General features: G+C 63.7%; 26 protein-coding genes. 14 read left to right on the forward strand and 12 right to left on the reverse strand.

Going from position 1 to position 26,819, the window contains the following annotated elements:
• Positions 1-22 precede the first annotated feature (22 nt).
• On the forward strand, positions 23-1,171 hold the full coding sequence (locus X757_RS159265; protein WP_023725415.1) for a hypothetical protein: 1,149 nt from the start codon (positions 23-25) through the stop codon (positions 1,169-1,171).
• Here the strand turns inward: X757_RS159265 and X757_RS159260 are convergent.
• From X757_RS159260 to X757_RS159230, 7 genes are all read right to left on the reverse strand, one after another.
• Positions 1,166-1,720, reverse strand: a complete 555-nt coding sequence (locus X757_RS159260; protein ID WP_023725416.1) for a gluconokinase — start codon at positions 1,718-1,720, stop codon at positions 1,166-1,168. The genes X757_RS159265 and X757_RS159260 overlap by 6 nt on opposite strands.
• Positions 1,721-1,722: 2 nt before the next feature.
• On the reverse strand, positions 1,723-2,709 hold the full coding sequence (locus X757_RS159255) for an ABC transporter permease (RefSeq protein ID WP_023673071.1): 987 nt from the start codon (positions 2,707-2,709) through the stop codon (positions 1,723-1,725).
• Entirely contained in the window at positions 2,706-3,686 is a 981-nt protein-coding gene (locus tag X757_RS159250; protein ID WP_023725417.1) for an ABC transporter permease, read from the reverse strand. Before X757_RS159250 ends, X757_RS159255 begins: the two co-directional genes overlap by 4 nt.
• Positions 3,683-5,248: a sugar ABC transporter ATP-binding protein gene (locus X757_RS159245; protein ID WP_023714808.1), complete on the reverse strand. Its 1,566-nt coding sequence runs from the start codon at positions 5,246-5,248 to the stop codon at positions 3,683-3,685. Before X757_RS159245 ends, X757_RS159250 begins: the two co-directional genes overlap by 4 nt.
• A gap of 93 nt (positions 5,249-5,341) precedes the next feature.
• Complete coding sequence (locus X757_RS159240; protein WP_023682221.1) at positions 5,342-6,466, reverse strand: sugar ABC transporter substrate-binding protein; 1,125 nt, start codon at positions 6,464-6,466, stop codon at positions 5,342-5,344.
• 324 nt (positions 6,467-6,790) lie between these two features.
• On the reverse strand, positions 6,791-7,819 hold the full coding sequence (locus X757_RS159235; RefSeq protein WP_023682222.1) for a LacI family DNA-binding transcriptional regulator: 1,029 nt from the start codon (positions 7,817-7,819) through the stop codon (positions 6,791-6,793).
• Positions 7,820-7,978: 159 nt separating this feature from the next.
• Positions 7,979-9,151, reverse strand: a complete 1,173-nt coding sequence (locus tag X757_RS159230) for an MFS transporter (protein WP_050589864.1) — start codon at positions 9,149-9,151, stop codon at positions 7,979-7,981.
• 231 nt (positions 9,152-9,382) lie between these two features.
• Here X757_RS159230 and X757_RS159225 point away from each other — a divergent pair, with 231 nt between their 5' ends.
• The 4 genes from X757_RS159225 to X757_RS159210 all read left to right on the forward strand — a co-directional run bounded on the left by X757_RS159225 (position 9,383) and on the right by X757_RS159210 (position 12,679).
• Positions 9,383-9,670, forward strand: a complete 288-nt coding sequence (locus X757_RS159225) for a DUF3175 domain-containing protein (RefSeq protein ID WP_023673065.1) — start codon at positions 9,383-9,385, stop codon at positions 9,668-9,670.
• A 208-nt stretch (positions 9,671-9,878) separates the two neighbouring features.
• On the forward strand, positions 9,879-10,790 hold the full coding sequence (iolE, locus tag X757_RS159220; protein WP_023725419.1) for a myo-inosose-2 dehydratase: 912 nt from the start codon (positions 9,879-9,881) through the stop codon (positions 10,788-10,790).
• A gap of 214 nt (positions 10,791-11,004) precedes the next feature.
• Positions 11,005-11,211, forward strand: coding sequence for a LacI family DNA-binding transcriptional regulator (locus X757_RS159215; RefSeq protein WP_023673063.1), 207 nt, complete (start codon positions 11,005-11,007; stop codon positions 11,209-11,211).
• Between the two features lies 1 nt (position 11,212).
• Entirely contained in the window at positions 11,213-12,679 is a 1,467-nt protein-coding gene (locus tag X757_RS159210; RefSeq protein ID WP_023673062.1) for a PLP-dependent aminotransferase family protein, read from the forward strand.
• Between the two features lie 19 nt (positions 12,680-12,698).
• On the opposite strand, the gene X757_RS159205 is transcribed toward X757_RS159210, so the two are convergent.
• Complete coding sequence (locus tag X757_RS159205) at positions 12,699-13,943, reverse strand: DegT/DnrJ/EryC1/StrS aminotransferase family protein (protein ID WP_023673061.1); 1,245 nt, start codon at positions 13,941-13,943, stop codon at positions 12,699-12,701.
• A 112-nt stretch (positions 13,944-14,055) separates the two neighbouring features.
• Here X757_RS159205 and X757_RS0133450 point away from each other — a divergent pair, with 112 nt between their 5' ends.
• The 6 genes from X757_RS0133450 to X757_RS159185 all read left to right on the forward strand — a co-directional run bounded on the left by X757_RS0133450 (position 14,056) and on the right by X757_RS159185 (position 19,505).
• Positions 14,056-14,343: a hypothetical protein gene (locus tag X757_RS0133450; RefSeq protein ID WP_031251098.1), complete on the forward strand. Its 288-nt coding sequence runs from the start codon at positions 14,056-14,058 to the stop codon at positions 14,341-14,343.
• Positions 14,318-15,229, forward strand: a complete 912-nt coding sequence (locus X757_RS23860) for a polysaccharide deacetylase family protein (protein ID WP_023673060.1) — start codon at positions 14,318-14,320, stop codon at positions 15,227-15,229. The genes X757_RS0133450 and X757_RS23860 overlap by 26 nt, the downstream gene beginning before the upstream one ends.
• 62 nt (positions 15,230-15,291) lie before the next feature.
• On the forward strand, positions 15,292-16,260 hold the full coding sequence (locus X757_RS159200) for a sugar ABC transporter substrate-binding protein (protein WP_023687959.1): 969 nt from the start codon (positions 15,292-15,294) through the stop codon (positions 16,258-16,260).
• A 157-nt stretch (positions 16,261-16,417) separates the two neighbouring features.
• Positions 16,418-17,533: an ABC transporter permease gene (locus X757_RS159195; RefSeq protein WP_023725420.1), complete on the forward strand. Its 1,116-nt coding sequence runs from the start codon at positions 16,418-16,420 to the stop codon at positions 17,531-17,533.
• Entirely contained in the window at positions 17,530-18,366 is an 837-nt protein-coding gene (locus tag X757_RS159190) for an ATP-binding cassette domain-containing protein (protein ID WP_050593919.1), read from the forward strand. Before X757_RS159195 ends, X757_RS159190 begins: the two co-directional genes overlap by 4 nt.
• Positions 18,367-18,398: 32 nt before the next feature.
• Entirely contained in the window at positions 18,399-19,505 is a 1,107-nt protein-coding gene (locus tag X757_RS159185) for a Gfo/Idh/MocA family protein (RefSeq protein ID WP_023725422.1), read from the forward strand.
• Positions 19,506-19,654: 149 nt separating this feature from the next.
• Here the strand turns inward: X757_RS159185 and X757_RS159180 are convergent, their stop codons facing one another.
• Positions 19,655-20,431 (reverse strand): FadR/GntR family transcriptional regulator, encoded by a 777-nt coding sequence (locus tag X757_RS159180; RefSeq protein WP_023725423.1) that lies wholly within the window; start codon positions 20,429-20,431, stop codon positions 19,655-19,657.
• 118 nt (positions 20,432-20,549) lie between these two features.
• A complete protein-coding gene (locus tag X757_RS159175) occupies positions 20,550-21,440 on the reverse strand; it encodes an NAD(P)-dependent oxidoreductase (protein WP_023712090.1) in 891 nt (296 codons plus the stop codon).
• Positions 21,441-21,557: 117 nt separating this feature from the next.
• Here X757_RS159175 and X757_RS159170 point away from each other — a divergent pair, with 117 nt between their 5' ends.
• A complete protein-coding gene (locus X757_RS159170) occupies positions 21,558-22,571 on the forward strand; it encodes an NAD(P)-dependent oxidoreductase (RefSeq protein ID WP_023725424.1) in 1,014 nt (337 codons plus the stop codon).
• An 18-nt stretch (positions 22,572-22,589) separates the two neighbouring features.
• Here the strand turns inward: X757_RS159170 and X757_RS159165 are convergent, their stop codons facing one another.
• Both X757_RS159165 and X757_RS159160 read right to left on the reverse strand, forming a co-directional pair.
• Positions 22,590-23,372, reverse strand: coding sequence for a FadR/GntR family transcriptional regulator (locus X757_RS159165; protein WP_023682236.1), 783 nt, complete (start codon positions 23,370-23,372; stop codon positions 22,590-22,592).
• Positions 23,373-23,550: 178 nt separating this feature from the next.
• On the reverse strand, positions 23,551-24,540 hold the full coding sequence (locus tag X757_RS159160; protein WP_023673050.1) for a sugar-binding protein: 990 nt from the start codon (positions 24,538-24,540) through the stop codon (positions 23,551-23,553).
• Positions 24,541-25,006: 466 nt separating this feature from the next.
• On the opposite strand from X757_RS159160, the gene X757_RS159155 reads away from it, so the two are divergent.
• Complete coding sequence (locus X757_RS159155) at positions 25,007-25,747, forward strand: ATP-binding cassette domain-containing protein (RefSeq protein ID WP_023682237.1); 741 nt, start codon at positions 25,007-25,009, stop codon at positions 25,745-25,747.
• Between the two features lie 41 nt (positions 25,748-25,788).
• On the forward strand, positions 25,789-26,787 hold the full coding sequence (locus tag X757_RS159150; protein WP_023673048.1) for an ABC transporter permease: 999 nt from the start codon (positions 25,789-25,791) through the stop codon (positions 26,785-26,787).
• Positions 26,788-26,819: the final 32 nt, after the last annotated feature.

Here is a 26,819-nt window from a genome sequence, read left to right on the forward strand (position 1 = left end):
AGAACAGGTGGACACCGATCGGATGAGGCTGCCGTGGTTGGGAAAATCCCGGAAAGCCGACCGGACACCATCTTCCGCCGTCATTTATCATACGGAAATCATCGCCGACATCCTGGTGCCCGAACGCGCCGAGAATGTTCGCTTCTTCAGCCGCAAGCAGGTCCGCGCCGGCAAGTTGCGCACCTTCAACAACAGGGATCTCCGCGAGCTGCTGCTGGCCGCCTTTTATCTCGGGGTCGCGGCATTGCTACCGGTCAATTGGTGGGCTGCGATCTGCAGCCGCGTATCGGGGCTGCGCCTCAAGCGCCATATCCGCAAGGATTTCGTGCGCTACGCTGCCGCGACGCGCGCCGTGCTCGGCAATGGCATCGATGCGCAAAGGCAGTTCAGGGCCTTGCTCTGCGCCAACCACCGCCGGCGTTTGCTACTTGCCGCGCATCTCATCGGCCGCCGCTGGTCACCTGATATCCGGCTGGAGGGCCTGGAAGGCCTGCAAGCGGCGCTGAAGCGCGGCCACGGCGCTATCATCTGGTGCGATCAGTTCACGACCCAGACCATCATCGGCAAACGCGCTCTCCATGAAGCCGGCATCGAGACACACCAGCTCAGCGTCAGGGCTCACGGCATATCCGATTCGACCTTCGGCTTGCGCTTCCTGAACCCGCCGATGGTTCGGGTCGAGAACCGTTTCCTGAAAAGCCGGATCGTGTTCGACCGCAGTGACGCCTACCAGGTCACCGGCCGGATCCAGAAGATCCTTGGCAGCAACGGCGTGGTGTTGGTGACCAACACGGTGCATGCCGGCTCGACATTCACCGAAGTCGGCCTTGGCGAGAGCGGCTGGACCCACCTGGCTTCGGCGCCGACGAATTTCGCTGCCAGAGGCAAGGCGGCGCTGTTTTCCATGTCGACCTTCGAGACCGATCCGTTCCGCCAATACCGCGCCGTCCTAAGTCCCGAACTGGTGCCGGCCCCGGCAGAGGCCGGCGAGCCCGCGACCAGAGCCGGCGGCGCCAAGAACATGGCGCTTCAGGCCGAGTACATATTGCTCAAGCGCGACCGCTTGCTGGAGGCGCTGAAACTCTATCCCGAGCAAATGATGGTCTGGTCAGGCCATGACCGGTTCACCGAACGGCCGGAAACCGCCTTGCCCGACGAGGGTGGTTCATGATTTTGCGCCGGCCAGCAGGCTGGCAACGGCGGTGACGATTTCAGCCACTGGAAGTGTGGCGTCGGCCGTCAGCGCCCGCTCGTCGGCGCCAGGCGGTTCAAGGATGGCGAACTGGCTTTCGACCAGGCTTGCCGGCATGAAATGCCCCTTGCGGCTGGCGACACGCTGCTTGGCGGTAGCGGGATCGATCTTCAGATAGATGAAAACGATGTCCCGGCGGAAGCCGCTCAGACGATCGCGGTAGCTGCGCTTCAGCGCCGAGCAGGCGGCAACCACGCTTTGGCCGCTGCCGGTCAGGTCCGCGATCCGCTCGCCAATGGCATCGAGCCAGCCCTCACGCAGTTGATCTGTGAGCGGCTCACCGCTCGCCATGCGGGCGACGTTTTCGGGCGGGTGCAGCCTGTCGCCTTCGACAAAGACGGCCCCTTCCTCTGCTGCCAATGCTTTGCCGACAGCCGACTTTCCGCAGCCGGCGACGCCCATCACCACAATGGCCCGAGGCACTGAGCCGGTAGCGCCCATTGGCGCCTGTGCCGTCTTTTCGTCCACGGTCAGCGGCTTGCCGGCGCGCGGCCGTAGAGCAGGAGCATGGCAACGATGACCAGGCCATAGACGATCTGCCGCCCCGCCTCCGGCATCTGCATGACCGAGAGGATGGACTGCAGGAGCGTAATCAGGATGACACCGGCGACGGTGCCGAGATAGGAGCCGCGGCCACCCAGGATCGAGGTGCCGCCCAGAACCACGGCGGCGATCGACGGCAAGAGATAGGCATCGCCCATCGATTGCGCCGCCTTGGAGGCATAGCCGGCGAGAAGCACCCCGCCAAAGGCGGACAGCCCGCCTGAGATAGCGAAGGCGATCATCACCACGCGCCTTGTATCGATGCCGGAGAGATAGGCGGCACGCTCGCGGTTGCCGATGCCGTAGACGGTGCGGCCGAAGCTGGTGCGGGACAGCACGAACACCATCGCGGCACCAATCAGCGCCCAGATGATGACGGCGTTAGGCACGCCAGGAATGGTAAAACCTGTCGCAAGATAGCGCATGGCGCCGGTGGCCGAATCCTGTGGCGAGTAGCCGCCGGTATAAACGACCATGAGCCCTTGCGCGACAGCGTTGGTGGCGAGCGTGATGATCATCGAGGGTATGCGCAAATAGGCGACGCCAAAGCCGTTGACGATGCCGATCAGCACCCCGCAGAAGATGCCGAACGGGATGGCCAGCGCCACACCGATCGGGCCATAGGCCGCGGCCGCACACGCCATCATCGCGCCCGCCGCCACCGCCCACGGCACCGACAGGTCGATCTGGCCTAGCAGGATGACCAGCATCATGCCTGTGGCGATGACGCCGAGGAACGAGGCCACCTTGAGCTGCTGCAAGAGATATTCAGGCGACAGAAAGCTCCTGGAATAGAGGCTGCCTAGGAACAGCAACAGCACGATGCAGGCGAAGGCCGTCAGCACCGCCGGATCGGCGCGGCGGATGAATTTCGGCATGCGGCCGGCGATACCGCCCAATGTCGTTTCGCTCACAGGAACCACTCCAGCCGGTTGCGGACCCGAAACAGCGCAAAGGCGCCAAGGCTGACCGCGACCAGCAGGATAACGCCCTGGAACAGCGGCTGCCATAGCGGATCGAAATCGAAAACGAACAACAGGTCGCCGATGGTGCGGAAGGCCAGCGCGCCGAAGATGGCGCCGATGGCGCTGCCCTTGCCGCCAAACAGCGAGACGCCGCCCAGCACCACGGCGGCAATCGAAAACAGCGTATAGGCGTTGCCGCTGGCATAGGCTGCATCGCCGGTATAGGTGAAGAAGGTCAGGAACAGTCCGCCGATCGCGGCCAACAGGCCTGCGAGCGCGTAGGCAGCGAACTTGCCGCGCCTTATCGGCACACCGGACATGTAGGCCGCCGTCTCCGACGAGCCGGCCGCATAGGCCGCCCGCCCGAGCACCGAGCGGCTGAACGGTACCCAGACCACGAGCACGACGGCGAGCAGCACGACCAGGCTCGCCGGCATCACGCCGAACAGGCGTCCGGTCAGCGCGTCGGCGAGACCTTCGTTGACCGAACCGCCGGGAAACGGCCTGAGCAGCAGCGCGATGCCGAAATAGACCGCACCCGTGGCGATCGTGGCGACGATCGGCTGCAGGCGGCCGTAGATGACGATGGCGCCGTTGATCGCCCCGCAAAGGAGCCCGGTGCCGAGCACGGCGATGACGCCGAAAGCGGTCTCGAGGCCGGTGCCGATGACCAGCCAGGAGGCGAGGCAATTGGTCAGCGTGAAGATCATGCCGACGGAGAGGTCGATGCCGGCGGTGATCACGACCAGTGTCTGCGCCATGGCGACGAAGGCGAGCAGCACGCCCTTGTTGGACGCCGTCTGCACGACATTGGCGGTGAAGCCCGCCGGATGGTTCGAGGTGTAGATGACGAACATGACAATGAATATGCCGAGTGCCATCAGTGTTCCGCGCTGCTCGGCCAGCCAGTAGCGCCACTCTTTCACGCGTCCGCTCCCTGTCTTGCGCCGGCATCGTCTCTCGCGCCGCCGTCATCGCCGTGGATGTTGAGCGCGCTTGCAATGAGCGCCCGCTCGGTGATCTCGGCCCCGACCAGCTCGCGCTTGACCGCGCCGTCATAGAGCACCAGCACGCGGTCGCAGCAGCCGATCAGTTCGTCATAGTCGGTCGAATAGAACAGGATCGCCGCCCCCGCATCCGCCAGCTTGCGCATCAGTTGATAGAGTTCCTGCTTGGTGCCGACGTCGATGCCGCGCGTCGGATCGTTGAGCAGGATGATCCGCGGCTGGCGCATCAGCCATTTGGCGATGACCACCTTCTGCTGGTTGCCCCCCGACAGCGCACCGACCGGAATGTCGAGGCCGGCCGTCTTGATCGCCAGCAGCCCGACCATGTCGTCGATCAGCCGCTGTTCGGCGGCGCGGTCGATGATGCCGGCCTTGGACAGCCGGTCTAGGGCGGCAAAGGAGAGGTTCTCGCGCACCGTCATCGGCAGCATCAGGCCTTCGGTCTTGCGGTCCTCCGGGATCAGCGCCATGCCGATGCGGTCGTCGCGCGCCGCTTGGGGGCTGGCGATCGAAACAGGCTTGCCGTCGATAAGGATCTGGCCGCCGAGGCCGCGCAGCACACCGAAAAAGGCAAGCAGCAATTCGCGCTGGCCCTGGCCGTCCAGGCCGCCAAGGCCGACGACCTCGCCTGCCCCGACGGTCAGCGAGACATTGTCCAGCCGGTCCGTCCAGGACAGCTTGCGCGCCTCCAGCACAGGAACGGCGGCGGCGGCAGCGCGCGCGGGTTTCGGCGGGAAAATATGGCTGTATTCGCGCCCGATCATCAGTTCGACGACTTCGTTGTCGCTCTTTGTGCCTGCCTTGTAGCTGGCGACATTGCGGCCGTTGCGAAACACCGTGCAGTGGTCGGCAAGCTCGGCGATCTCGTTCATGCGGTGCGAAATGTAAAGCAGCGCCAGCCCTTCCGAGCGCAATCGCTTGAGCACGCTGAATATCCTGGCGACGTCCGTCGCGGTCAGGGCCGAGGTCGCCTCGTCGAGGATCAGGATGCGCGGCTTCCTGGCCAATGCCTTGGCGATCTCGACCATCTGTCTTCTTGAAAGCGGAAGATCCTTGACCAGCGCCAATGGATGGATGTCGGCCGCACCTGCGCGTGCCAGCGCATCCTCGGCAATGCGGCGCTGCGCCTTGCGGTCGATCATGCCGAAACGCTTCGGCGGATCGGAGATGACGATGTTGTCGGCAACGCTGAGTTCGGGAACCAGCGACAGCTCCTGGAAGATGCAGACGATGCCGGACTTGTTTGCAGCAGCAGGCGAAGCGAACGTCACCTCGCTGCCGTTCAGCATCATGCGGCCTTCGTCGGGCGCGACGACGCCCGCCATGACCTTGATCAGCGTCGATTTGCCGGCGCCGTTTTCGCCGAGAATGGCGTGGATGCTACCGGACGAGACCGAAAGCTCGGCCTTTTCCAGCGCCCGCACACCACCATAGCGCTTGGATATGCCTTCCATCCGGAAGAGCGGAACCGCACCGTCCATCGGCCCTCCCGAGGCAGTTTGACTTCAAGGGATATCGAGTGGCCGGCGCCGCGGAGATCCCGCGGCGCCGGATATGCCGCCTATTGGTCAGCCCTATTGGTCAGCTTTGGTCTGGCCCATAATTTCCTGCGCGGTGAAATTGATGCCGCAGGTCGGGAAGGAATTGCCGACGAAGAAATTGTCGGACTGGTCGGGGAAGAAATCCTGACCGGCCTTGAAGTTCGGGTCCTCGACGATCGCCAGCGGCAGCTTCACCGCTTGCGGCACAACGTTGCCTTCGAGCGCGGCAATCGCCGTCTTGATGGCGACCGCGACCTGCGCCGGACCGGTGCCGGCCGATGAGCATTTCAGCCCGTCGCCGGCATGTGCCGCGCAGAACTTGCGGAAACCGTTCTCGGTCTCGCCGCCGAACGGCACGAAAGCATGCTTGGCATCGATCATCGCCTGCACGATGCCGGTGTCGCCGCCTTGCCCGGTGATGCCGTCGAACGGGCCGTTGGTGGCAATGGCGTCGGCCGTGGCTTTCTGCGCCACGCCGTCGTCCCATTTGCCGACCACCTCGGTGACGTCCCATTTCTTGCCGGAGGCATCGAGCGCTTCATGGATGCCGTTGTGACGGTCGGTGTCCACGGAAGTTCCGGCAACGCCGCGCACTTCGAGCACCTTGCCGCCATTCGGCACATGGCCGACCAGCCATTTGCCCCACAATTCGCCAAGGCCCTTCTGGTCGACATTGACGTTGATGGCGTCCTTGGTATCGAGAATATTGTCGAAGGCGACGAGGATGACGCCAGCTTCCTTGGCGCGCTTGATGACCGGCCCGAAAGCGGTCGGGTTCTGGGCGTTGACGACGATCGCGTCATAGCCGGAATCGATGAAGTTGTTGATCGCCGAAATCTGAGCCGGCACGTCCTCGCCGGTCGAGACGACCTTGAATTCCTTCAGTTTAGCGGCGACCTCCGGCTGGGCCGCATAGGCCTTGGCGGTCTGCACCATCTGGATGCGCCAGGTGTTGGCGATATAGCCATTGGCGAGCGCGATGCGGTATGGGCCGTCTTTCTTGGGGAACTTGAAGAACTGCGTATCGGCCGCCCAGGGCGCAAAGCAATCCGGCTCAGCCGACGGGCCCTTGACAACTTCCGGGTCGGCCATGGCCGACGAACTCAGCATGACGAATGCAGTGGCGGCAACGATGCCACCAACAAGTGACTTGATCATCGATATTCCTCCCAGTTGTAGTTTTGTTTGCTGCTGCTTGTTTATTTGATGCTGTTTGTCGTGGTGTGTTTCCACGCCTGCCGAAGGCCCTCCAGCCTGGCCGGCGCCACGTCTCAAGGGCCGAAGCCGGCCCGATCCCCTCCCCCTCGCCGCTTCACAGGCGAGAAACGAAACTAGCATATTATACATAATAAACAAGCATGAGCTGTTGCTTATGTATAATAAACAGGGGCGGCCTTTCATCAAAACGTCTGCCCGACGAAAATGGTAGCGCTACCATGACGTTGTGTAAAGCACCATTTGCTGAGGCCGGCCAAAGCGTGTTCAGCGTGCGGTGCTCTCGCGGGGCTTGAGTTCGAAACCAAGATCGACGACCCGCTGCTCAGGCCTTCGTCCTGCGATCGCCGCCAGCGCCATGGCGACAGACCGACGGCCGATTTCATAGCGAGGGGTGCGGATACTGGTGAGCGGCGGGAACGCCGCCTGCATCATTTCGAGGTCGTTGAAGCCGACAATGCCGATTGTTTTCGGCACGTTGAGCGCGGCGCTATGGCATTCGAACAAAACGCCGAGCGCGATGTCGTCATTGTTGCAGAAGACGCCGTCGAGCGCCGGCATCTTGGCCAGCGCATCGCGAAGCAGCTCGCGGCCGAGCGTCACGCTGGACAGTAGCGGCGTGGTGGTGACCAGCCGCGGGTCGAACAGGCCGGCCTTCTCCATTGCCGCGCGATAGCCGGCAAGCCGCCGCTGCGAGCGCGGGTCCATGCGTGCGCCGATGAAGCCGATCCGCCGGTAGCCCGCCTCGATCAGATGCTCGGTCGCGGTGCGGCCGCCGTCGAAATGCGAGAAGCCGACCAGCATGTCGACCGGATCGGGCCCGGTCTCCATCACCTGCACCACCGGGCAGCCCGCGCTCTCCAGCAGCTTTCGCGAGGTCGGCGTCTGGTCGATGCCGGCCACGATCAGCGCCGCCGGGCGCTGCGGTGCGAACACCTGCAGCAGGCGCTCCTCCTCGAGGCCGGAATAATGGGTGTTGCCGAGCTGGACGCGGAACGGGCCGTCCGACAGGCTGTCATAGATGCCGCGCACCACTTCTGCGAAGACGTTGTTGGTCAGCGACGGCACCAGCACGCCGAACACATCGGCGCGCGCCGAGGCCAGCGCCCGTGCATTGGGATCCGGGACATAACCGAGTTCGTCGACGGCGGCCTGGATCTGGCGCCGCAGATCTTGGCTGACGCGTTCCGGTTCGCGCAGCGCCCGCGACACGGTGATGGCGCCGACGCCGGCCTTGCGCGCCACATCTGATAGGGTCGGGCGGCCGCCCCCACGACGCGAGCGCGGCTTGGTCATGGACATCCTCCACGTGCCGGGCCCCGGCCGCTGCGCCCTTGCGAAACCATGTCCAGCTTTTCCACTGCCACCATGCCAACCGGCTGCTGCCGCACCCACTCGCCTGCTGGCGTCGCGCAGCCAATCGCCCTTGTCAAGCAACAGGGCAATCCTGCCTTCCTAAGCCATCAGGGCAGCACTGCGTTTTGCTTTCCACAGCAGCAGCCCGATGGCCACTATGTTCAGCAAGTTCCACGCGATCCCGTTGAGGAACGCGGCGGCGTAAGAGCCAGTCAGGTCGTAGATCCAGCCCGACATCCAGCCACCGATCGCCATGCCGAAGATGGTCGCCATCATGACGATGCCGATACGCTGGCCGGCCTCCTTGGCGGGCAGGTATTCGCGCACGATGATGGCATAGCAAGGCACGATGCCGCCTTGCGACAGGCCGAACACCAGCGACACCACATAGAGCGAGGCAAGCCCGTCGAACGGGATGTAAAACAAAAGCGACAGGCATTGCAGCACGGAACCGATAAGCAGGGTTTTCACGCCGCCGATGCGGTCGGCGACAAAGCCGGAGGCAAGCCGGCTGACGACGCCCGCCGCCATCATGATCGACAGCATGTCGGCGCCATGCGCAATGCCGTAGCCAAGATCCATGCAATAGGCGACGATGTGCACCTGCGGCATCGACATCGCCACGCAGCAGCCGAGACCGGCAACGATCAGCAGCACCTGTAACGCCGCCGGCGACAGCGAAATCGACTGCACTGGCCGGCTTCCGGGCGAACCGGCGGCAGCCGCCGTCGGAGCAGCGCGCCGCAACAACAGCACCAGTGGCACCATGGTGACCAGGCAGAAGACACCGATGCCGGCATAGGTGAAGCGCCAGCCTTCCGCCTTGATCAGTGTCGGCATGATGGTTGGCCAGAGCGCTCCGGCGAGATAGTTGCCAGCAGCCGCCGCCGTGACGGCGACGCCGCGCCGATGGTTGAACCAGTGCGAGATGTCGGCGATCAGCGGCCCGAAGATCACCGATGTGCCGACACCAATCAGCACGCCCTGGGCAAGGGTGAATTGCAGGATAGAGGTCGACAGCGCGGCGAGCAGCAGGCCGGCGGCGAGAGCCACCGAGGATAGCAGTGCCGGGATCCAATACCCCATGCGATCGACCGCGCGGCCAACCAGCACATTGCCGGCGGCGAAGCCGACCATGGTTGCGGTGTAGGGCATCGATGCCGCGGCGCGGTCAACGCCGAACTCGGCCTGCACGGCCGGCAGCACGACGACGACGGCCCACATGCCGACTGCACCGATCGTCGCCAGCAGCATGGAGATGGCAAGCCGCATCCAGGCGTAGCTGCTGTCGATGCCGGGGCTATCCGCCTGATTGGCGACGATCGGGGTCAAGGCGTTTCCTGTCTACGGTCCTGGGAAGTCGACCGTTGTGTCGCCACTATCGGCGCATTCACCGCGACGGGCAGCGCCACAGGGCCATGATCCGTGGCTCCAGCGGCCCGGCGACTTTCTCGGGAACCGGCGGCGGCCTGCCCGAGTTTTTGCGACAGGAAGGAGTTTGTCATGACCGCGAAAAAGAAATGGTCGGCCGAGGTGACCGAGCACAGCGATGCGATGGACCTCGAGGACCACATCTTCGAAGCCGACGACGCCAGGAAGATCGCGGCCTCGCTCAAGCGCTCGGCCGAGCACAGCGACCGCCGCAAGGCCGAGCCGTTTCAGTCGGCCATGTCGATGCTGAATTTCTACATCAACCGCGCCGGCAAGAACCTGCCGCAGGCGCGCCGGAAAGTGCTCGAGGACGCCAAGGACGAACTGCGCGCGGCCTTCGGAAGGCCGCAGCAGGATTAATGCATGTCGCTCAAAAGTGGCGCCGGTTTTGAGACAACGACATGCAAAGACCTAAGCGCGTCGACTTAGTCCGTTCAAACGGGACGCGCTTTAGCGCTCCCGATTGGCTCTACCAAATTCACCTCAACTGGACCTAGTGACAGGTCCTCTTTCCCCTCAGTTTGCCGGCCTCGGCTTTGTGTTTCCCCGAGCCCTTTGAAGTAGCGGCATGACGGTCAAGATCGGCATCAATCCCATCACCTGGAGCAATGACGATGTTCCCGCACTCGGCGGCGATACGCCGCTCGCGACATGCCTGTCGGAAACCAGGCAGGCCGGCTATCGCGGCACCGAACTCGGCGGCAAATTCCCCAGGCGAAGCGACGAGCTTGGACCGATCCTGTCTTCTTACGGACTGGAGCTCGTCTCCGGCTGGTATGACGGCCGCATTCTGGACCGCACGGTCGACGAGGAATTCGCCGCCCTCACCTCGCATCTGACCCTGCTGCGCGACCTCGGCGCCAAGGTCGTCGTCTATGCCGACACCTCGCGCGGCCGTCATGACGGCATTTTCGCGCCGATCTCACAGCGTCCGCGCCTCGCTGACGGCGAATGGACCGCCTATGGCGAGAAGCTGACCGAACTCGCCGACCGCATGGCTGCCTTCGGCGTCGGCATGGCTTTCCATCACCATATGGGCACCATCGTCGAGAGCGATGACGAGGTCGACAGGCTGATAGCCGCAACCGGCAAGAGCGTCGGCCTGCTGTTCGATACCGGCCATTGTCTGTTCTCAGGCGGCGACCCGGCCTCCCTCCTGAACCGGCATCTCGACCGCATCGTGCATTTCCATTGCAAGGACGTCCGCGCGGCCGTGCTGGAGAAGGCACGGCGCGAGGACATGAGTTTCATGGCGGCAGTGATGGAAGGAATCTTCACCGTGCCCGGCGATGGCTCCGTCGATTTCCTGTCGCTGCTGCAGCCTCTGGCCAGCCATGGCTTCGAAGGCTGGATCGTCGTCGAGGCCGAGCAGGATCCGGCCAAGGCACACCCCTTGACCTATGCCACGAAAGGTTACGCTTCGCTTCTCAAAACGGCCTGCGCGGCCGGGTTCGACGTGGCAATACGAGACATGGCCTAACCACCGCCGGGGGGCTGGTGGTTGGGCCGGTTGGGCGCGCGCCTCGGTAGGGGTAGCGACGCGAAAGCGCCCGGCGATCCGCGCCGCCGCCCTCCCTTGGCGGCGCGGATCGCACAGTTCTTGGCATCGAAATTTTTGCCCCCGAGTTGCCGGCCCGGCGTTTCCAGCTTGAGGCTGGGGACGAGGCATGCCTTGATGCAGATGGAGGAGCGACATGGCATTCGAGGCGGCACTCGGCATGGAACGGCTTTGCACCATCCGTGAGATCGCCGAGAAGGCGGAACTCGGCGCGGCAACCGTTCACCGCGCGCTGAAGAACAGCCGCGAGGTCCGTCCCGAAACCAGACGGCTGGTGCTGGAGACTGTCTGCCTGCTTAACGAAGAGAAGATCGCCCGCGCCGCCAGGTTGGTCGGAGACTAGCTTGGCCGACCATATGCGCCTTTCCCTCGACATCATGTCGGTCGACCGCGGCTCGGACGAACCGATGCACCGGCAGATCTACGGCGCCTTGCGGCGCTTCATCCTCGACGGCCAGATCCAGCAGAACACGCTGCTGCCATCGACACGCTCGCTGGCCGAGGATCTCAAGGTCGGCCGCAACACGGTGATCGCCGCCTACGACCAGCTGCTCGCCGAAGGGTTTATAGAGGCGCGCGCCGGGTCCGGCACCTGGGTGGCGCCGATCCAGCAGAAACGCCCGCCGGCCGCGCTGCGCGCCGGCCTCGCCGCCCCGCAAAAACTCTCGCGGCGCGGTCAGACCATCGTCAACGGCCCGCAGCCGCCACGCAATGCCGGCGTCATCAACTTCCATCCGGGCGTGCCGGAATCGGCATCCTTTCCCTTCACCATCTGGTCGAGCCTTCTGGTGCGCAATGCGCGCAGCCGCGATGAGAATTTGCTCGGCTATATCTCCTTTGCCGGCCATCCCGGCCTGCGCCAGGCCATCGCCTCGACCATAAGCCTGTCGCGCGGCATCAATTGCACCGCCGACCAGGTCATCATCGTCACCGGCGCGCAGGCAGCACTCGACCTCGCTTCGCGCGTGCTGATGGACGAAGGCGACCATGTCTGGATGGAGGAGCCCGGCTATCTCGGCGCCAAGAGCGCCTTTCTCGCCAGCGGCGCGCAGCTTGCGCCCTTGAAGGTCGATCGCCTTGGATGGCATCTCGCAGACCCAGAGCTGCCGCCGCCGCGCCTGATCTATGTGACGCCATCCTGCCAGTGGCCGTTCGGCACCATCATGCGCATCGAGGAACGGCTGCAGCTGCTCGACATCGCCGAGCGCCACGGCGCCTGGATCGTCGAGGATGATTATGACGGCGAGTACCGGTACCGTGGCCGGCCGGTACCGGCGCTGCGCGGCCTCGATCACGCCGACCGGGTCGTCTATATCGGCTCCTTCGGCAAGACGCTGATCCCGGCGCTCCGCATCGGCTATCTCATCGTGCCGCGCGAACTGTCGGTCCCCTTCGACCGCGCCGTCTCGATCACCGGCCAGTTCGCGCCGCTGATCCTGCAGGCGACGGTCAACGACTTCATCACGCAAGGCTATTTCGCCACGCATCTGAAGCGTATGCGCCGGCTCTATGCGCGCCGGCAGGCCAATTTCGTAAAACTGTGCCAGGAGCATCTGGCCGAATGGCTGACTGTGACCGAGAACGATTCCGGCATGCAGCTGCTGGCCAGTTTTATCCGACCCTACAAGGACAGTGACGTCGTCGCCGCTGCCGTCAAGGAGGGCCTCGACGTGCAGGGCATCTCGATCAACTACCATTCGAGCGAGCCGGAACACGGCCTGCTGCTCGGCTATGCCGCGATGGACGAACGCCAGATCCTGCGCGCAGTGCTGGCGCTGCGCGCCGCCTTTATGCGACTGGACCGGCAATAAGCCGGTCCAACGCGGCTCTTCAATTCACGCTGTCGAATTTCTGCAGGTCCACCGGTGCTGCCTTGCGCACCTCGACATCGTCCAGCGAGGCATTCTCCAGCGCCACACGGGCCGCCGCATCGATGTTATGGATCATGTCGTCGATGTCGGCGTCGCCATGCGCCGGATTCATCGCGATCATCACCGTGCGGTTGAGGATGTCGAGAGAACCCTTGCCGAGGTCGTCGGCATAGGTCAGCCGCAGGCCCTTGTTTTCCGGCAGCGTGTACGGATTGAGCGCCGGATGATGCGCGCCCTCATGCATCAGCACCTGGTCCCACTGGGTGAAATTGTGGCGGCCGGTCTTGCCGGCAATGACGCTCGGAATGGTCTTCGAAAAAGTCTGCGCCGCCTGTTCGCTGGGCAGCAGATACATTACCTGTGCCGCGCAATCGTCGTCGGGGCTGTTCATCGGCGACGGCGTCAGGCCGAGATTGCCGAGATGGCGCGTGCCGGCCAGCACCTTCTTCTTCTCCGCCCGCATCGCCTCGATGATGCCGTCCAGACGGTCGAGCTGGACATTGAGCATTGCACCCATCAGTTCCGAGGCGCGCGCCCCGATGCCGGCGAACGGCTTGATGCTGTCGCTGCGGCCCTGCCAGTAGAAGTGGCAGGGGTCGATGGCGCAGCGCGCGCGCTCGGCCACTTTCGGATCGCTGGTGGCGATGCCGCCGCCCTCGCCCGACGTGATGTTCTTGAAGTAGTTGAAGGAGTAGGCGCCGGCATGGCCGATGGAGCCGAGCTTCTTGCCCTCATAGCCGCCGCCAATGCCCTGGCAGACATCTTCCAGCACGAGCAGACCGCGTTTTTTAGCGATATCCATGATCGCGTTCATGTTGCAGGCCGCACCCCACATATGCACCGGGATGACCGCCTTGGTGCGCGGGCCGATGGCGTCGCGCAGAGCGGCCGGGTCAATAGTCAGGCTCTCGTCGATGTCGACAATGACCGGAATGGCGCCGACCGACAGCACTGCCGTTGCGGTCGCCATATAGGTGTGCGCCGGCACCAGCACCTCATCGCCCGGGCCGATGCCGAGGCCGATCAGGCCGGCGGCGAGCCCATAGGTGCCGCTGGCGGCCAGCGCAAAATGCTCGACGCCGAGATGCCTGGCATAGCGGGCCTCGAAGCGGTTGCACTCGCTGTTCTCGCCATAGCGAAACAGCGCACCCGAGCGGATCACCCTGGCAATGGCTTCGATCTCTTCTTCGCCGGCAGTGTACATGGCAAGTCTCCACATCGCTGATGGTATGAAAGCAGTACGCCTGCGGCCGCTGTTTGAAAGAACCACTCCGCTGCGATCTGACCAAGCCATCCCGGTTGCTTGATGGCCGGGTTTGACGCCGAATGTGGGCATATCGAATGAAATCGACATTCCAGAATGCAGGCCCGCGGAAAAATCGTACCCATCCGAATTCGTCGAAGTGGCCCTGTCGGAAAGCCGGCATTGGGCGTTCCATCGCGTCCAGTTGGGCAAACGGTCGGTTCCATGCAGCACGGGACACACTTTGGAAGACCCTCGAAACCGGCGTGCCGGCAAGATGGTGGCCGGCAAGATGGTGGCCGGCAAGATGGTGGCCGGCAAGACGGTGGCCGTCCATGACGCGACAGCTCGTCCTGCATGAAGACGATGTCGGCATGTGCCATGGCGCCAACAGCGCCTTCCTCGAACTGACCGCACACGGCGCCTGCAGCTCCGGCGCCGTGATGGTGCCGTGCCCATGGTTCCCTGAGATGGCCGAAGCGGCAGCCGCCGATCCCCGGCTCGATCTCGGCGTCCACCTGACGCTGAACAGCGAAAAGCAGCACTACAAATGGCGGCCGCTGACGTCGCCGTCGCGCGCGGCCGGCCTGACGGACGAGTTCGGCTATTTCTGGCCCGATGTAGCGACCACCCGCCGCAAGGCAGCACCGCAAGCGGTGGAAACCGAGCTTCGCGCGCAGATCGACACCGCCTACCGCGCCGGCATCGACGTCACTCATCTTGACGCCCATATGGGGGCAGCGCTGTCGCCGGAGTTTTGCGACGTCTACATCAAGCTCGGCCTGGAATATCGGCTGCCGGTGCTGTTGACCAAAACGCTGTCGGCCTATTCGCCCAACGACAATCTGGTCGGCGTCACCGAAGCGGCGTTCCAGCGCGGCGTCACTGGAGCCCGCGCCAAAGGCTTTGTCATCTTCGACGCCGCCATTCAGACGACCTGGGGCCGTCCACGCTCCAAGCCGATAGAGCCAGCCTACAAGGCATTGGTCGAAGGGGTCCGTGAAGGCCTGACCTTCTTTTGCCTGCACTTCAACGCGCCGGGCGAGCTCGAACTGATCGAGCCGCGCTCCGCCTATATCCGCACCGAGGAATATGAACTCTTCCGCGACCAGGCTTTTCGCGACTGGCTCGGCGCGCAGGACATCGACATCATCGGCATGAAGCCGCTGCGCGAGGAGCTTCGTGCACGGCTCGGGGCATCGACACCGGCAAAGGCCCGCAAAGCGGCCACCCGGTCAGCGCCGTAAGCCGATCCGTCGGCCGAGGCGCAAAGAGGGAATTGGAACTGCAACGACAATGGGAGAATGACATGAAGACTGTTCTGAAACTGGCGCTCGGCGCGCTTGTCTCGATGAGTATGCTGGCGGGCGTCGTGCAAGCGGCCGGCCTGAAGGATCCCAAGGATGTCCGCATCACCTTCGTGGTGCATGGCTCGGCCTCCGATCCCTACTGGTCGGTGGTCAAGCGCGGCGTCGACGATGCGGCGGCGCTCACCGGCGCCAAGGTCGAATATTATGCGCCGCAAGTGTTCGACGTGGTCGAGCAGGCCCGCCTGCTCGACGCGGCCATCGCCACCAATCCAGACGGCATCGCCGTCTCCATTGCCGACGCCAATGCGCTTGGTAAATCGGTCAAGGCCGGCCTTGCCGCCAATATTCCGATGGTCGTCCTGGATTCCGGCGAGAAGGAAGGCGCCGAACTCGGCACCTCTCTCTACGTCGGCACAGTCTCCGAATATGATTCCGGCAAGAAGGCCGGCGAGCGGCTGGCCAAGGAAGGCACGCTCAAAGTCGTCTGCATCAACCACGAGGTCGGCAATGTCAGCCTCGACCAGCGCTGCCAGGGGTTGAATGATGGGCTGAAGCCGTCAGGCGGCGGCACCGAAGTGCTTACCGTGTCGCCCGATCCGGCCGACATCCAGCGCCGCACCGAGGCCTATCTGTCGGCGCATCCCGACACCCAGGCCGTCTTCGCGCTCGGCGCCACCGCCGCCAATCCGCTGATCCCGTTCTTCCGGCAGAAGGAATTGTTCGGCAAGATCAAGCTCTACACCTTCGACATCAGCCCCGAAGTCCTGGATTCCGTCGTCGCCGGCGAAATGGGCTTCGGCATGGACGCCCAGCAATATCTGATGGGATACCTGCCGGTGATCTATCTGGTCGAGCATGCCACACATGGCTTCTGGCCGCAGAACAACGCCTACACCGGCCCGCTGTTCATCGACTCGCCCGACAAGGCCAAGGCGATCCTGGCGCTCGCCAAGGACGGCATCCGCTAAGGCAACACCAAAACGGATCGGGGAGCCGCCATGCGCTCCCCGTCTCTGGTCGAGATTGCGAAGTGAGCGATTGGGGAGCCTAATGGCTGTTGTGGAAGACAAGGCGATACCTCCAGAAGCGCCGGCCCCCGGGGTACTGGGCAAGGACCGTTTCGGCATGACGTCGAAACGGGCGGCCGGCGCTGACGAGCGGCTGGCCAGCACCGGCCGGCTGACTCAATGGCTGCGCCGGCCCGAAGCCGGTGCCGCCGGCGGCCTCATCGCCACCATCATCATCTTCGCCCTGCTGCCGGGTGCGTCGAACCTCTATTCGCTGCAGGGGTCGATGACCTTCCTGACGCTGGCGGCCGAACTCGGCATCATCGCCACGGCCGCAGCCCTTCTCATCATCGCCGGCGAGTTCGATCTCTCGGTCGGCTCGATGGTCGGCTTCGCCGGCGTCGTCATCGGACTGACGGTGAAATATTGGGGCCTGCCGCTGTGGGGCGGCATCGCCTGCGCCTTCGCTGTCGCCATCCTCACCGGCTACGTCAACGGCCTGATCGTGGTGAAGACCCGCCTGCCCTCCTTCATCGTGACGCTGGCGTCGCTCTACATCCTGCGCGGCCTGTCGATCGGCATCACCCGCGCCGTTACCGGCCGCACGCAGATCCCCTACATCCTCGACGGCGCGCCGGACCCGGCAACCGCGGGCCTGTTCAACGGCCACCTCCTGACCGGCTTCTTCCAATGGATGGGCACGCAAGGCTGGATCGCCACCCGCACCGACGGCATTCCCTTCGTCGTCGGCATTCCGATGTCGATCGTCTGGTGGCTCGGACTGACAGCGCTTGCCGGCTATGTCTTGACCCAGACCAAATACGGCAACTGGATCTTCGCCACCGGCGGCGACCTCAATGCCGCCCGCAATGTCGGCGTGCCGGTCGACCGGGTTAAGATCGCGCTGTTCATCTACACCGCCTGTGCCGCGACCTTGCTTGCCACCATCCAGGTGATGGAGGCCGGCTCCGCCGACACCACGCGCGGCCTGCTCAAGGAATTCGAGGCGATCATCGCCGCGGTCATCGGCGGCGTGCTGCTGACCGGCGGCTACGGCACCGTCTATGGCGTGCTGTTCGGCGCGCTGATCTTCGGCCTTGTGCAGATGGGCATCTTCTACACCGGCATCGACACCGACTGGTTCAAGGTCTTCCTCGGCATCGTCATTTTGATGGCCGTGCTGGTCAACAACTACATCCGCCTCAAGGCGCTCGGACGCGGAGGCGGCAAATGACCTACCCAAACCCATCCCCGGCCATTCAGCCAGCCATGGAATTACGTGGTGTGTCGGTCAATTTCGGCTCGGTGCGCGCGCTGCAGGATATCGACATCAAGGTCTATCCCGGCGAGGTGCACTGCCTGCTCGGCGACAATGGCGCCGGCAAGTCGACACTGATCAAGGTTCTGTCGGGCGTGCACCGGCCGACCAAGGGCGAGATTTTCGTCGACGGCAAGCCCGTCAGCTTCCGCAGCCCGCGCGACGCGCAGGACCTCGGCGTCGCGACGGTCTTCCAGGACCTCGGCATGATCTCGCTGATGTCGATCACGCGCAACTTCTTCCTCGGCCGCGAGCCGACCAGAAGCCGCCTGCCCTTCTCGCGCTTCGACAAGGAGCGCGCCAACACAATTGCCCGCCAGGCGATGGCCGATATCGGCATCGACGTGCGCGACCCGACGCAGGCCGTCGGCACGCTGTCGGGCGGCGAGCGCCAATCGGTGGCAATCGCGCGCGCAGTCCACTTCGGCGCAAAGGTGCTGATCCTTGACGAGCCGACCTCGGCGCTCGGCGTGCATCAGGCGGCCATGGTGCTGAAATTCATCATCGAGGCGCGCATGCGCGGGCTGGCGGTGATCTTCATCAGCCACAACATCCACCACGCCTACCCTGTCGGTGACACTTTCACGCTGCTCAACCGCGGCCGCAATCGCGGCACATACGCAAAGTCCGAGATCTCGCGCGACGAGGTGATTTCCATCATGTCGGGCGGCGAGGATCTGAAGGCGGTGGAAGCTGAGATTGCCGGGCTGTTGGCGCAGATCGGCAATCGGCCGGCCGCCGCACCCTGAGCCTGGAACACTTTGCAGAGAGTTTTAGCAGCATGAGCAGGATACGGGTTGGCGTTATCGGCGCCGGCATGATCTCGCAGGTCGAGCATGTTCCGAATCTGTTGCGGCTCGGCGACCTGTTCGAACTGGTCGGCGTCGCCGACCCGTCAAGGATTTCGCGGGAATATGTCAGCGAAATCCACGGCATCGCCAATTTCGAAACGCCGGAGCAACTGTTCGGCCAGAAGCTCGACGCCGTCGTCATCGGCTCGCCCGACCCGCTGCATCACGAGCAGGTACTGGCCGCACTCGGGCGCGGCCTGCATGTCTTCTGCGAAAAGCCGCTCTGCTATTCCCCGGCGGAAATCGCCGAGATCATCGCCGCGCGCGACAAGGCCGGCAAGGTCATGCAGGTCGGCTATATGAAGCGCTTCGATCCGAGCTACCGGCTGGCGCTGGCCTCGCTGCCCGGCACGGCAAAGACGCTGCGGTCCGTCTCGGTCGAGGTCAACGATCCCGACGCCTGGCCGTTCATCGCCCACCAGCGCTACAAGCGCGGCAACGACATTCCCGAGGAGCTGATTGCCGCCGCGCAAGCCAGGCAGAAACAACAGGTCGAACGCGCTATCGGCCAGCCTTTCAACGATCTGGCTTTCCGTGGATTTACCGTCGCTTACAGCTCCGCCTTGATTCACGATGTGAATGCCGTGCACGGACTGCTCGACGCGCTCAGCGTGCCGGATGGCGAGGTCGTCGGCGCGCAGATCTTCGCCAATGGCGATGGCGGCCAGGGCGCGGTAAAACTGCTCGACGGCCAGGCGCTGTGGACGATGACGCATCTCACCGTGCCGAAGCTCGCCGACTACAAGGAACGCATCACGCTCTTCTTCGACGATGCCAGCCTTGAGCTCGAATTCCCCTCGCCCTGGCTCAACCATCATCCGACCCGGCTGACTGTGAAGACCTCGGACGGCCACACACTGTCGACAAGGGATCTGCGTGCCGGCTACGGCGAAGCCTTCGTCGAGGAACTGCGCGGCTTCTGGGGTGCGATCGTCAATGGCGACGAGGTGGTCAACCGCCCCGAGCACGCCGCCCGCGACCAGGCGCTGCTGGTCGCGCTGACCAGGCAGCACCTGGCTACTTCGCAGGCCGGCTGAGCGCTCGCAGGATGTGTTGAGATTCAGGTCAGGCCGCGCCGAAAACGTTGGATTTCGAGAACCGGAGCGGAGCGTACTTAAGTAAGTGAGCATCGGAAGCGCAGAAAGCCGGCGTTTGCAGGCCGGCCTCACCTGAATATCAGCATATCCTACCGGGTGTTGATGACGCCGTCGGTATTGGCGAGCAGCTTGCGCACCGCGTTGCGGGCCGCCTCCGGCCGCTGCAGGCGGATGGCCTTCTCGATCGCCTCGTGCAGTTGCTGTGCATGCTGCAGATCGTCGAGTTCGCGCGTCGTATAGGTGAACAGATGATCGAAGGCGGATTCGATCAGCACGCCGAGCGGCACCAGCAGATCGTTGCCGGAGGCGCGCAGGATGGCCAGATGGAAACGCGTATCGGCGCGCGTGCGCTCCTGCAGGCTCGGCGCCTCGCCCATCTCGCGGCAGGCCTGGCTGATCTCGGCCATCTGCTCTTCGGTGCGTCGCATGGCGGCGAAGGCAGTCGCTTCCGGCTCGATGATATGGCGGAATTCCTGCACCGTCTTCAGGAACACCTCACGGTCGGGCGCGGTCGCGTACCAGGCGAGCACATCGCGATCGAGCAGGTTCCAGCGCTCCCTGGGCTCCACCCAGCTGCCGATCTTGGGGCGCGATGCCAGAAGGCTTTTGGCCATCAGCATCTTGATCGCCTCACGCACCGCCGAGCGGCTGACGTTGAAGGTTTCGGACCATTTGGCTTCATTGGGCAGGATAGTGCCCGGCGGATAGTCGCCGCGCACGATCCGAAGCCCGATTTCGCTGGCCAGTGACGCATGCACGCTGGTGCCGGGCATCCGAGTCGCGTCAGCCCGGCGAAGGGCCGCCGGGCGCTCGGCGGATGCCCCCTTTTCAGGCTTCGTTCCCTTATTCGGCTTTCCGTCCCTCATGCGTCCACAAAGTCCGGATTTCGAAAGCTGTCAAGCAGAGTGCCGGGCGCAGGCGGCAAAGCCTGCGCCTGTGCACAGATCAGGTTACAACCTTGCCCCAAAGCCCAATTTGCCAGTCCTATTTGACGTATTTGCGCCAGCTGTGCTCGGGGCGGAAGCCGAGCATGTCCCTGGCCTTGCGGTTGGAAAGCAGCGTTTCATATTCGCCGAGCTTCGTCTTGACCGGCACGTCGGGATAAAACCGCTTCAACAGTTCCGCTGTCGGCAGGTCGGACGAGGTGTCGTCATTGGCGGCGTTGAACACCTGGAAGCCGAGCCCGTCCGTTTCAACGGCGCGCAGCGCGATCTGGCCGAGATCGCGCGCGTCGACATAGCTCCAGGCGATGCGCTTGCGAAAGCCCGGATCGGCAAACCACTTCGGAAACAGCGAATATTCGTGCGGCTCGATGACGTTGCCGATGCGCAACGCATAGATATCGGTGCCGTTGCGCTGCGCAAAGGCGCGCGCCGTGTGCTCGTTGACGACCTTGGACAGAGCATAGCTGTCCATCGGATCGACGTCGTATTCTTCATCGAGGGGAAAATATTTGGGGTCGCGCGGTTCATTGGCGAACACCACGCCGTAGGTGGTCTCGCTGGACGCGATCACCACCTTGGGGATGCCAAGCTTCACCGCCGCCTCGATGACGTTGTAGGTGCCCATCGCATTGATGCGGAACACCTCATTGTCGGTCGTGATCATGATGCGCGGTATGGCGGCGAAATGCACCACGGCATCGACCGGCTGCGGCCGCAGCGACGGGTCGAATTCATGCAGGCCCATATAGCTCGACAGCGCGTTGAACACCTGGCCGCTGTCGGTGATGTCGGTGATCAGCGTGCGTACCTTGGGATTGTCGAGCGGCCTGGTGTCGATGTTGAGCACCTGGCAGCCCTGTTCGACCAGATATTGCACGACATGGCGACCGGCCTTGCCGCTGCCGCCGGTGAACATGATCCGCTTCGTCATTTTCGTCTCCAATGCCTAGGATTTCCGTGTATTGTCAGACAATATGGCATTCCGCAACCACCCTCGCCCGCCAGACGGCGGCGCCCACTATCAATCATCGCAACAGGACTTCAAGACATGACCACGACCGCCGCGAGCGAAAAGATCGGCTTTATCGGCCTTGGCCTGATGGGGCACGGCATTGCCAAGAACATCGTCGACAAGGGCTATGGCCTGACCTTCCTCGGCCGCAAGAACCGCAAGCCGGCGGAAGACTTGGCTGGCCGCGGTGCGAAGGAAGTGGCCACCTCGCGTGAGGTGGCAGCGGCATCCGATATCGTCTTCATCTGCGTCACCGGCTCGCGCGAGGTCGAAGCCATCATCCGTGGCCCCGGCGGCCTCAAGGAGGGCTTGAAGAAGGGTTCGGTCGTCGTCGACTGCTCGACCGCCGATCCGGTCTCGACGGTGGCGCTGGCGGCGGAACTGAAGGAGATCGGCNCGGTCGTCGTCGACTGCTCGACCGCCGATCCGGTCTCGACGGTGGCGCTGGCGGCGGAACTGAAGGAGATCGGCGTCGACTTCGTCGATGCACCGCTCAGCCGCACCCCGAAGGAAGCCTGGGAAGGCACGCTCGACGCCATGGTCGGCGCGCCCGACGCGCTGTTTGCCCGTGTGAAGCCGGTCATCGAGACCTGGGCCGGCCGCATCGTCCATATTGGCGACACCGGTGACGGCCACCGCATGAAGCTGCTCAACAACTTCATCTCGCTGGGCTATGCCGCGATCTATTCCGAGGCGCTGGCGCTGGCCAAGAAGGTCGGCATCTCGCCACCGCGTTTCGACAGCGTCATCCGCAACGGCCGCATGGATTGCGGCTTCTACCAGACCTTCATGCGCTGGACGCTGGAGGGCGACCGCGACGCACATAAATTCACCATCGCCAACGCCTTCAAGGACCTGACCTATCTGGAATCGATGGCGGGCGCGGCCGGCATCGCCAACCCGCTCGGCAACGCCACCAAGAACTCCTTCGCCGGTGCCCATGCCACCGGCCCGGCCGAGCAATTCGTGCCGATGCTGGCGACGTATATCGGCAAGGTCAACGGCGTCGACCTGATGCCCAGCAAGGATGGCAAGAAGCAGACGATTTGAGGTGGCGAAAAGCCTGTGTCAGCGCCTCGACCGGCCGATAACATCGTCGGTGTTGGCGAGCAGTTTGTGCACCGCATTGCGCGCGGCCGCAGGGCGCTGCAGGCGGATGTTCTTCTCGATCGCCTCATGCAGCGCCTGCGCCCGCCGCTGATCGCTGGTCTCGCGTGTGACGAAGACAAAGAGATGATCGAGCGCCGACTCGATCAGAACGCCAAGCGGCACCAGCAGATCGTTGCCCGAGGCGCGCAGTATGGCGAGGTGAAAACGCGTATCGGCGCGGATACGCTCCTGCAGGTTCAGAGCCTCGCCCATCTCACGACAGGCCTGGCTGATCTCGTCCATCTGCTCGTCGCTGCGCCGCGTGGCGGCAAAGGCCGACGCTTCCGGCTCGATGATGTGACGGAACTCCTGCACCGTGCGCAGGAAGGCCTCCCGGTCCGGCCCGGTCGCGTACCAGGCCAGCACATCGCGGTCGAGCAGGTTCCAGCGTTCCCTGGGCTCGACCCAGCTGCCGATCTTGGGCCGTGAAGCCAGCAGGCTTTTGGCCATCAGCATCTTGATGGCTTCGCGCACCGCCGAACGACTGACATCGAAGGTCTCGGCCCATTTGGCCTCGTTGGGCAGAATAGTGCCGGGCGGATAGTCGCCACGCACGATTCTGAGGCCGATCTCGCCGGCCAGCGAGACATGGACGCTCGCTCCCGGAAAATGCGCGGCACCGGCCCTGCGCATCACAGCCGGACCGAGGCTGGTTTGTGCCTTGGCCCGCTCGGCTCGCTTCTTTGATTTCTCGTCCGGCATTCACGTTCCAATGCGTCGGCCGTCTGCGCCCGGACTGGTCCGAACCTGCACGGCGCGCCGATCTCGTTGCCGAAAATCCAAAAACAGGCGCGTCAAAGCCGGAGCCTGCTGCCCCAACCGTTGCGTCCGTTCGGGAAGAGACGGGGCGCCCGTCAAAGGGCGCCCCGAAATCGAGAACCTACTTCTGGATGCAGGTGTCGACCGTGTCCTTGGTGCATTCGTCGAGGCCGGTGAACACCGGATCGGCGACGGCCTTGCCTTCGACCAGATCGATCATCACCGATGGTGCCTTGTAGCCCATTTCGAACGGCCGCTGACCGACCAGAGCGGTCACAAGGCCGTCACGGGCGATCGCCACTTCATCGCCGATCGTGTCGGCGGCGCCGATGACGAAGTCGTTGCTGGCGATGCGGTCCTTGAGCGGCCCGAACAGGTCGCGATAGGGCTGCGGTGCGCCAAACAGCGGCCAGCCGCCCATGATGCCGAAGGCGTCGAGCTTGGGGTTGGCGGCGAGGATGTCGGTCATCGCCTGCACGCCCTTGGCGCCGTCGTCATTGGTGAACACCGGGCAACCGGCAACTTCGGTCCAGCCGCCTTCGCCGGCAAGTGCCGCCAGGCCTTCCTTGCCCGACAGCGCGTCACGCATGCCCTGCGCGCGGCGCAGGATGTTGTCGGCCGCGGGATTGCCTTCGATGGTACAGATCGTGCCGCCGTTCGGCTTGCCCTTCTTGATGTACTCGCCGATCTTGTGACCCATCAAATAATTGTCGGTGCCGAGATAGGTCTTGCGCAGTGCGGCATCTTCCTTGCTGAGATCGGCGTCGAGCGTCATGATCGGGATCGTCGGATTGGCGGTCTTGATCGTCTGAGCGATCAGCGGCGCGTTGGATGGCGAAATCGCCATTGCCACCGTGTCGGCCTTGCTCAGCATGTCCTGAACGATCTGCGCCTCGCCGGCCTCGTCCGAGGTCGACGCCGGGCCGGTGTAGAAGCATTCATATTCCGAGCTGGCATTTTCCTTGTTCCATTTCTCGCAGCCCTGGTGGATGGCTTCGAAGAATGGATTGTCGAGACCCTTCACCACGATGACGAGCTGTTTCTTGGCCAAAGCCGGCCCGGCGCCCAGCGCCATGGCGGCGACGGCGGCGAGCAAAAGTGTTTTCCTCATGTCAGTCCTCCCTTGAAACAGACGGACACGGCGTGCCCGCCACACAGATCGACCGGATGCTTAATGACCGAGGTTCGTTTCACGAGCACTCGTGTCGCCAAGACAGATCGATAAGCATTTCCAGATGCGGCATTGGCCCGGCTCAACACAAGGGTGGCGCCGCAACCTCGACCGATAAACCTCCGCCGATTCCGCCCGGCTAACCGCCAGCGGCATCGGCATAATCTCCTCCGACGCTTAGCTAATATCGGCTTGCGGCCAACGTCAATGCTATTTGTCCTACAAAACGGATTTTTGGATAACCAACGCTTCAATTCGTCCGACAATTGATTGACGAGCGCCGGCTTTTGCGTAAAAGAACGCTGACGCTGTTTCCGGGAGGAGATGGGGAGAGCGGGGCCAAAGCAGCGCCGGCATTCACGCCGGGAACAGCAGCGGGTCGCAAAACACGGGGAGGCAAAGACTGGTGGCGGTTCTCGAACTCACCAATATCTCGAGGCATTTCGGCGCCATCCAGGCGGTCAACGACGTATCACTGTCGATCGAGCCCGGACAGGTGGTCGGCCTGATGGGCGACAACGGCGCCGGCAAGTCGACACTGGTCAAGATGATCGCCGGCAATTTCCGCCCCAGCCATGGCGTCATGCGCATGGACGGCAAGGAGTTGATCCTGCACAAGCCGGCGGAAGCTCGCCAGCACGGCATCGAGATCGTCCACCAGGACCTGGCGCTGTGCAACAATCTGACCGCCGCCGCCAATGTCTATCTCGGCCGTGAATTGCGCCGGGGCCTCGGCCCTTTACGCATCCTCGACTATGCCGCCATGTACAAGCGCGCCGGCCAGCTCTTCGCCGAGTTGAAGTCCGAGACCCGTCCGCGCGACCTCGTCAAGCAGATGTCGGGCGGCCAGCGCCAGGCAGTAGCGATTGCCCGCACCATGCTGTCGCAGGCCAAGATCGTGTTGATGGACGAACCGACGGCCGCGATCTCGGTGCGCCAGGTCGCCGAAGTGCTGAACCTGATCCGCCATTTGCGCGACCAAGGCATCGCAGTGGTGCTGATCAGCCACCGCATGCCTGACGTGTTCACCGTCGCCGACCGCGTCATCGTCATGCGGCGCGGCCGCAAGGTCGCCGACAAGACGATTGCGTCAAGTTCGCCCGAGGAAGTCACCGGGCTGATCACCGGCGCCATCGAACAGGTTTGATCTCAGCGAATTTCACCACGCACAGCACATGAAGGTCGACGATGGCACTGACAATTGACCAGCCGATCGAACAAAAGCAGCAATCCTTGCCGGCAAGACTGTTTGCCAGCCAGACCTTCTGGGTGGTGATCGCGGTCATCCTGGCCTGCCTGTTCCTGTCTTTTGCCACCGACGCCTTCGCCACGTCGAAGAACCTGTACAACATCACCCGCAACATCACCTTCGTCGCCATCATCGCGCTCGGCATGACCTTCGTCATCATCACCGGCGGCATCGACCTGTCGGTCGGTTCGGTGCTCTGCCTGTCGTCGATGGTGCTGGCCGTCACCATGCATGCCGGCTACTCCATCGAAGTCGGCATCCTCGCCTCGATCGCCACTGCGCTCGCCATAGGCGCCTTCAACGGCATCATGATCGCCTATCTCGGCTTTCCACCCTTCGTGGTGACGCTCGGCATGCTGTCGATTGCCCGCAGCCTCGCCATGGTCGCCTCCAACAACACTGTCGTCTTCCAGTTCGGCCCGGATCACGACAAGCTTCTGGCGCTGGGCGGCGGCGCCTGGGTGTTCGGCATCGCCAATCCGGTCCTCTACATGATCCTTCTGGCGCTGATCACCGGATTCACGCTGCGCTGGACCAAGTTTGGCCGCCACATCTTCGCCATTGGCGGCAATGAGCACGCGGCGACGCTGACCGGCGTTCCCGTCAAGCAGATCAAGGTCGCCGTCTATATGATCTCGGCGCTGGCGGCGGGCATTGCCGGCATCATCCAGACCGGATGGCTGGGCGCCGTCACCACCAATCTCGGAACCGGCATGGAACTGCAGGTCATCGCCGCCACGGTCATTGGCGGCGCCAATCTCGCCGGCGGCGTCGGCACCGCCTTCGGCGCCATTGTCGGTGCCGCGCTCATCGAAGTGATCCGCAACAGCCTTGGTCTGCTCGGCATCAATGCTTTCTGGCAAGGCGTGTTCATCGGCGGCGCCATCCTGCTCGCGGTGCTGTTCGACCGGATCCGCAACTTCAGGCGCAATGACTGAATGTTTTTGGACTGAACCTTTCGGCTGGAAAC

The organism is Mesorhizobium sp. LSHC412B00 (assembly GCF_000503035.1).
Taxonomy (GTDB): Bacteria; Pseudomonadota; Alphaproteobacteria; order Rhizobiales; family Rhizobiaceae; genus Mesorhizobium.

Excerpts from the sequence above, each read along its gene's own strand:
- X757_RS159215 (WP_023673063.1), top strand. The coding sequence starts at position 11,005 with ATGGCATTCGAGGCGGCACTCGGCATGGAACGGCTTTGCACCATCCGT.
- X757_RS159190 (WP_050593919.1), top strand. The coding sequence starts at position 17,530 with ATGACCTACCCAAACCCATCCCCGGCCATTCAGCCAGCCATGGAATTA.
- X757_RS159235 (WP_023682222.1), bottom strand. The coding sequence starts at position 7,819 with ATGACCAAGCCGCGCTCGCGTCGTGGGGGCGGCCGCCCGACCCTATCA.
- X757_RS159175 (WP_023712090.1), bottom strand. The coding sequence starts at position 21,440 with ATGACGAAGCGGATCATGTTCACCGGCGGCAGCGGCAAGGCCGGTCGC.
- X757_RS159230 (WP_050589864.1), bottom strand. The coding sequence starts at position 9,151 with ATGCGGCTTGCCATCTCCATGCTGCTGGCGACGATCGGTGCAGTCGGC.
- X757_RS159185 (WP_023725422.1), top strand. The coding sequence starts at position 18,399 with ATGAGCAGGATACGGGTTGGCGTTATCGGCGCCGGCATGATCTCGCAG.
- X757_RS159205 (WP_023673061.1), bottom strand. The coding sequence starts at position 13,943 with ATGTACACTGCCGGCGAAGAAGAGATCGAAGCCATTGCCAGGGTGATC.
- X757_RS159160 (WP_023673050.1), bottom strand. The coding sequence starts at position 24,540 with ATGAGGAAAACACTTTTGCTCGCCGCCGTCGCCGCCATGGCGCTGGGC.
- X757_RS159150 (WP_023673048.1), top strand. The coding sequence starts at position 25,789 with ATGGCACTGACAATTGACCAGCCGATCGAACAAAAGCAGCAATCCTTG.
- X757_RS159240 (WP_023682221.1), bottom strand. The coding sequence starts at position 6,466 with ATGATCAAGTCACTTGTTGGTGGCATCGTTGCCGCCACTGCATTCGTC.
- X757_RS23860 (WP_023673060.1), top strand. The coding sequence starts at position 14,318 with ATGACGCGACAGCTCGTCCTGCATGAAGACGATGTCGGCATGTGCCAT.
- X757_RS159245 (WP_023714808.1), bottom strand. The coding sequence starts at position 5,248 with ATGGACGGTGCGGTTCCGCTCTTCCGGATGGAAGGCATATCCAAGCGC.
- X757_RS159180 (WP_023725423.1), bottom strand. The coding sequence starts at position 20,431 with ATGAGGGACGGAAAGCCGAATAAGGGAACGAAGCCTGAAAAGGGGGCA.
- iolE (WP_023725419.1), top strand. The coding sequence starts at position 9,879 with ATGACGGTCAAGATCGGCATCAATCCCATCACCTGGAGCAATGACGAT.
- X757_RS159265 (WP_023725415.1), top strand. The coding sequence starts at position 23 with ATGAGGCTGCCGTGGTTGGGAAAATCCCGGAAAGCCGACCGGACACCA.
- X757_RS159165 (WP_023682236.1), bottom strand. The coding sequence starts at position 23,372 with ATGCCGGACGAGAAATCAAAGAAGCGAGCCGAGCGGGCCAAGGCACAA.
- X757_RS159200 (WP_023687959.1), top strand. The coding sequence starts at position 15,292 with ATGAAGACTGTTCTGAAACTGGCGCTCGGCGCGCTTGTCTCGATGAGT.
- X757_RS159225 (WP_023673065.1), top strand. The coding sequence starts at position 9,383 with ATGACCGCGAAAAAGAAATGGTCGGCCGAGGTGACCGAGCACAGCGAT.
- X757_RS159195 (WP_023725420.1), top strand. The coding sequence starts at position 16,418 with ATGACGTCGAAACGGGCGGCCGGCGCTGACGAGCGGCTGGCCAGCACC.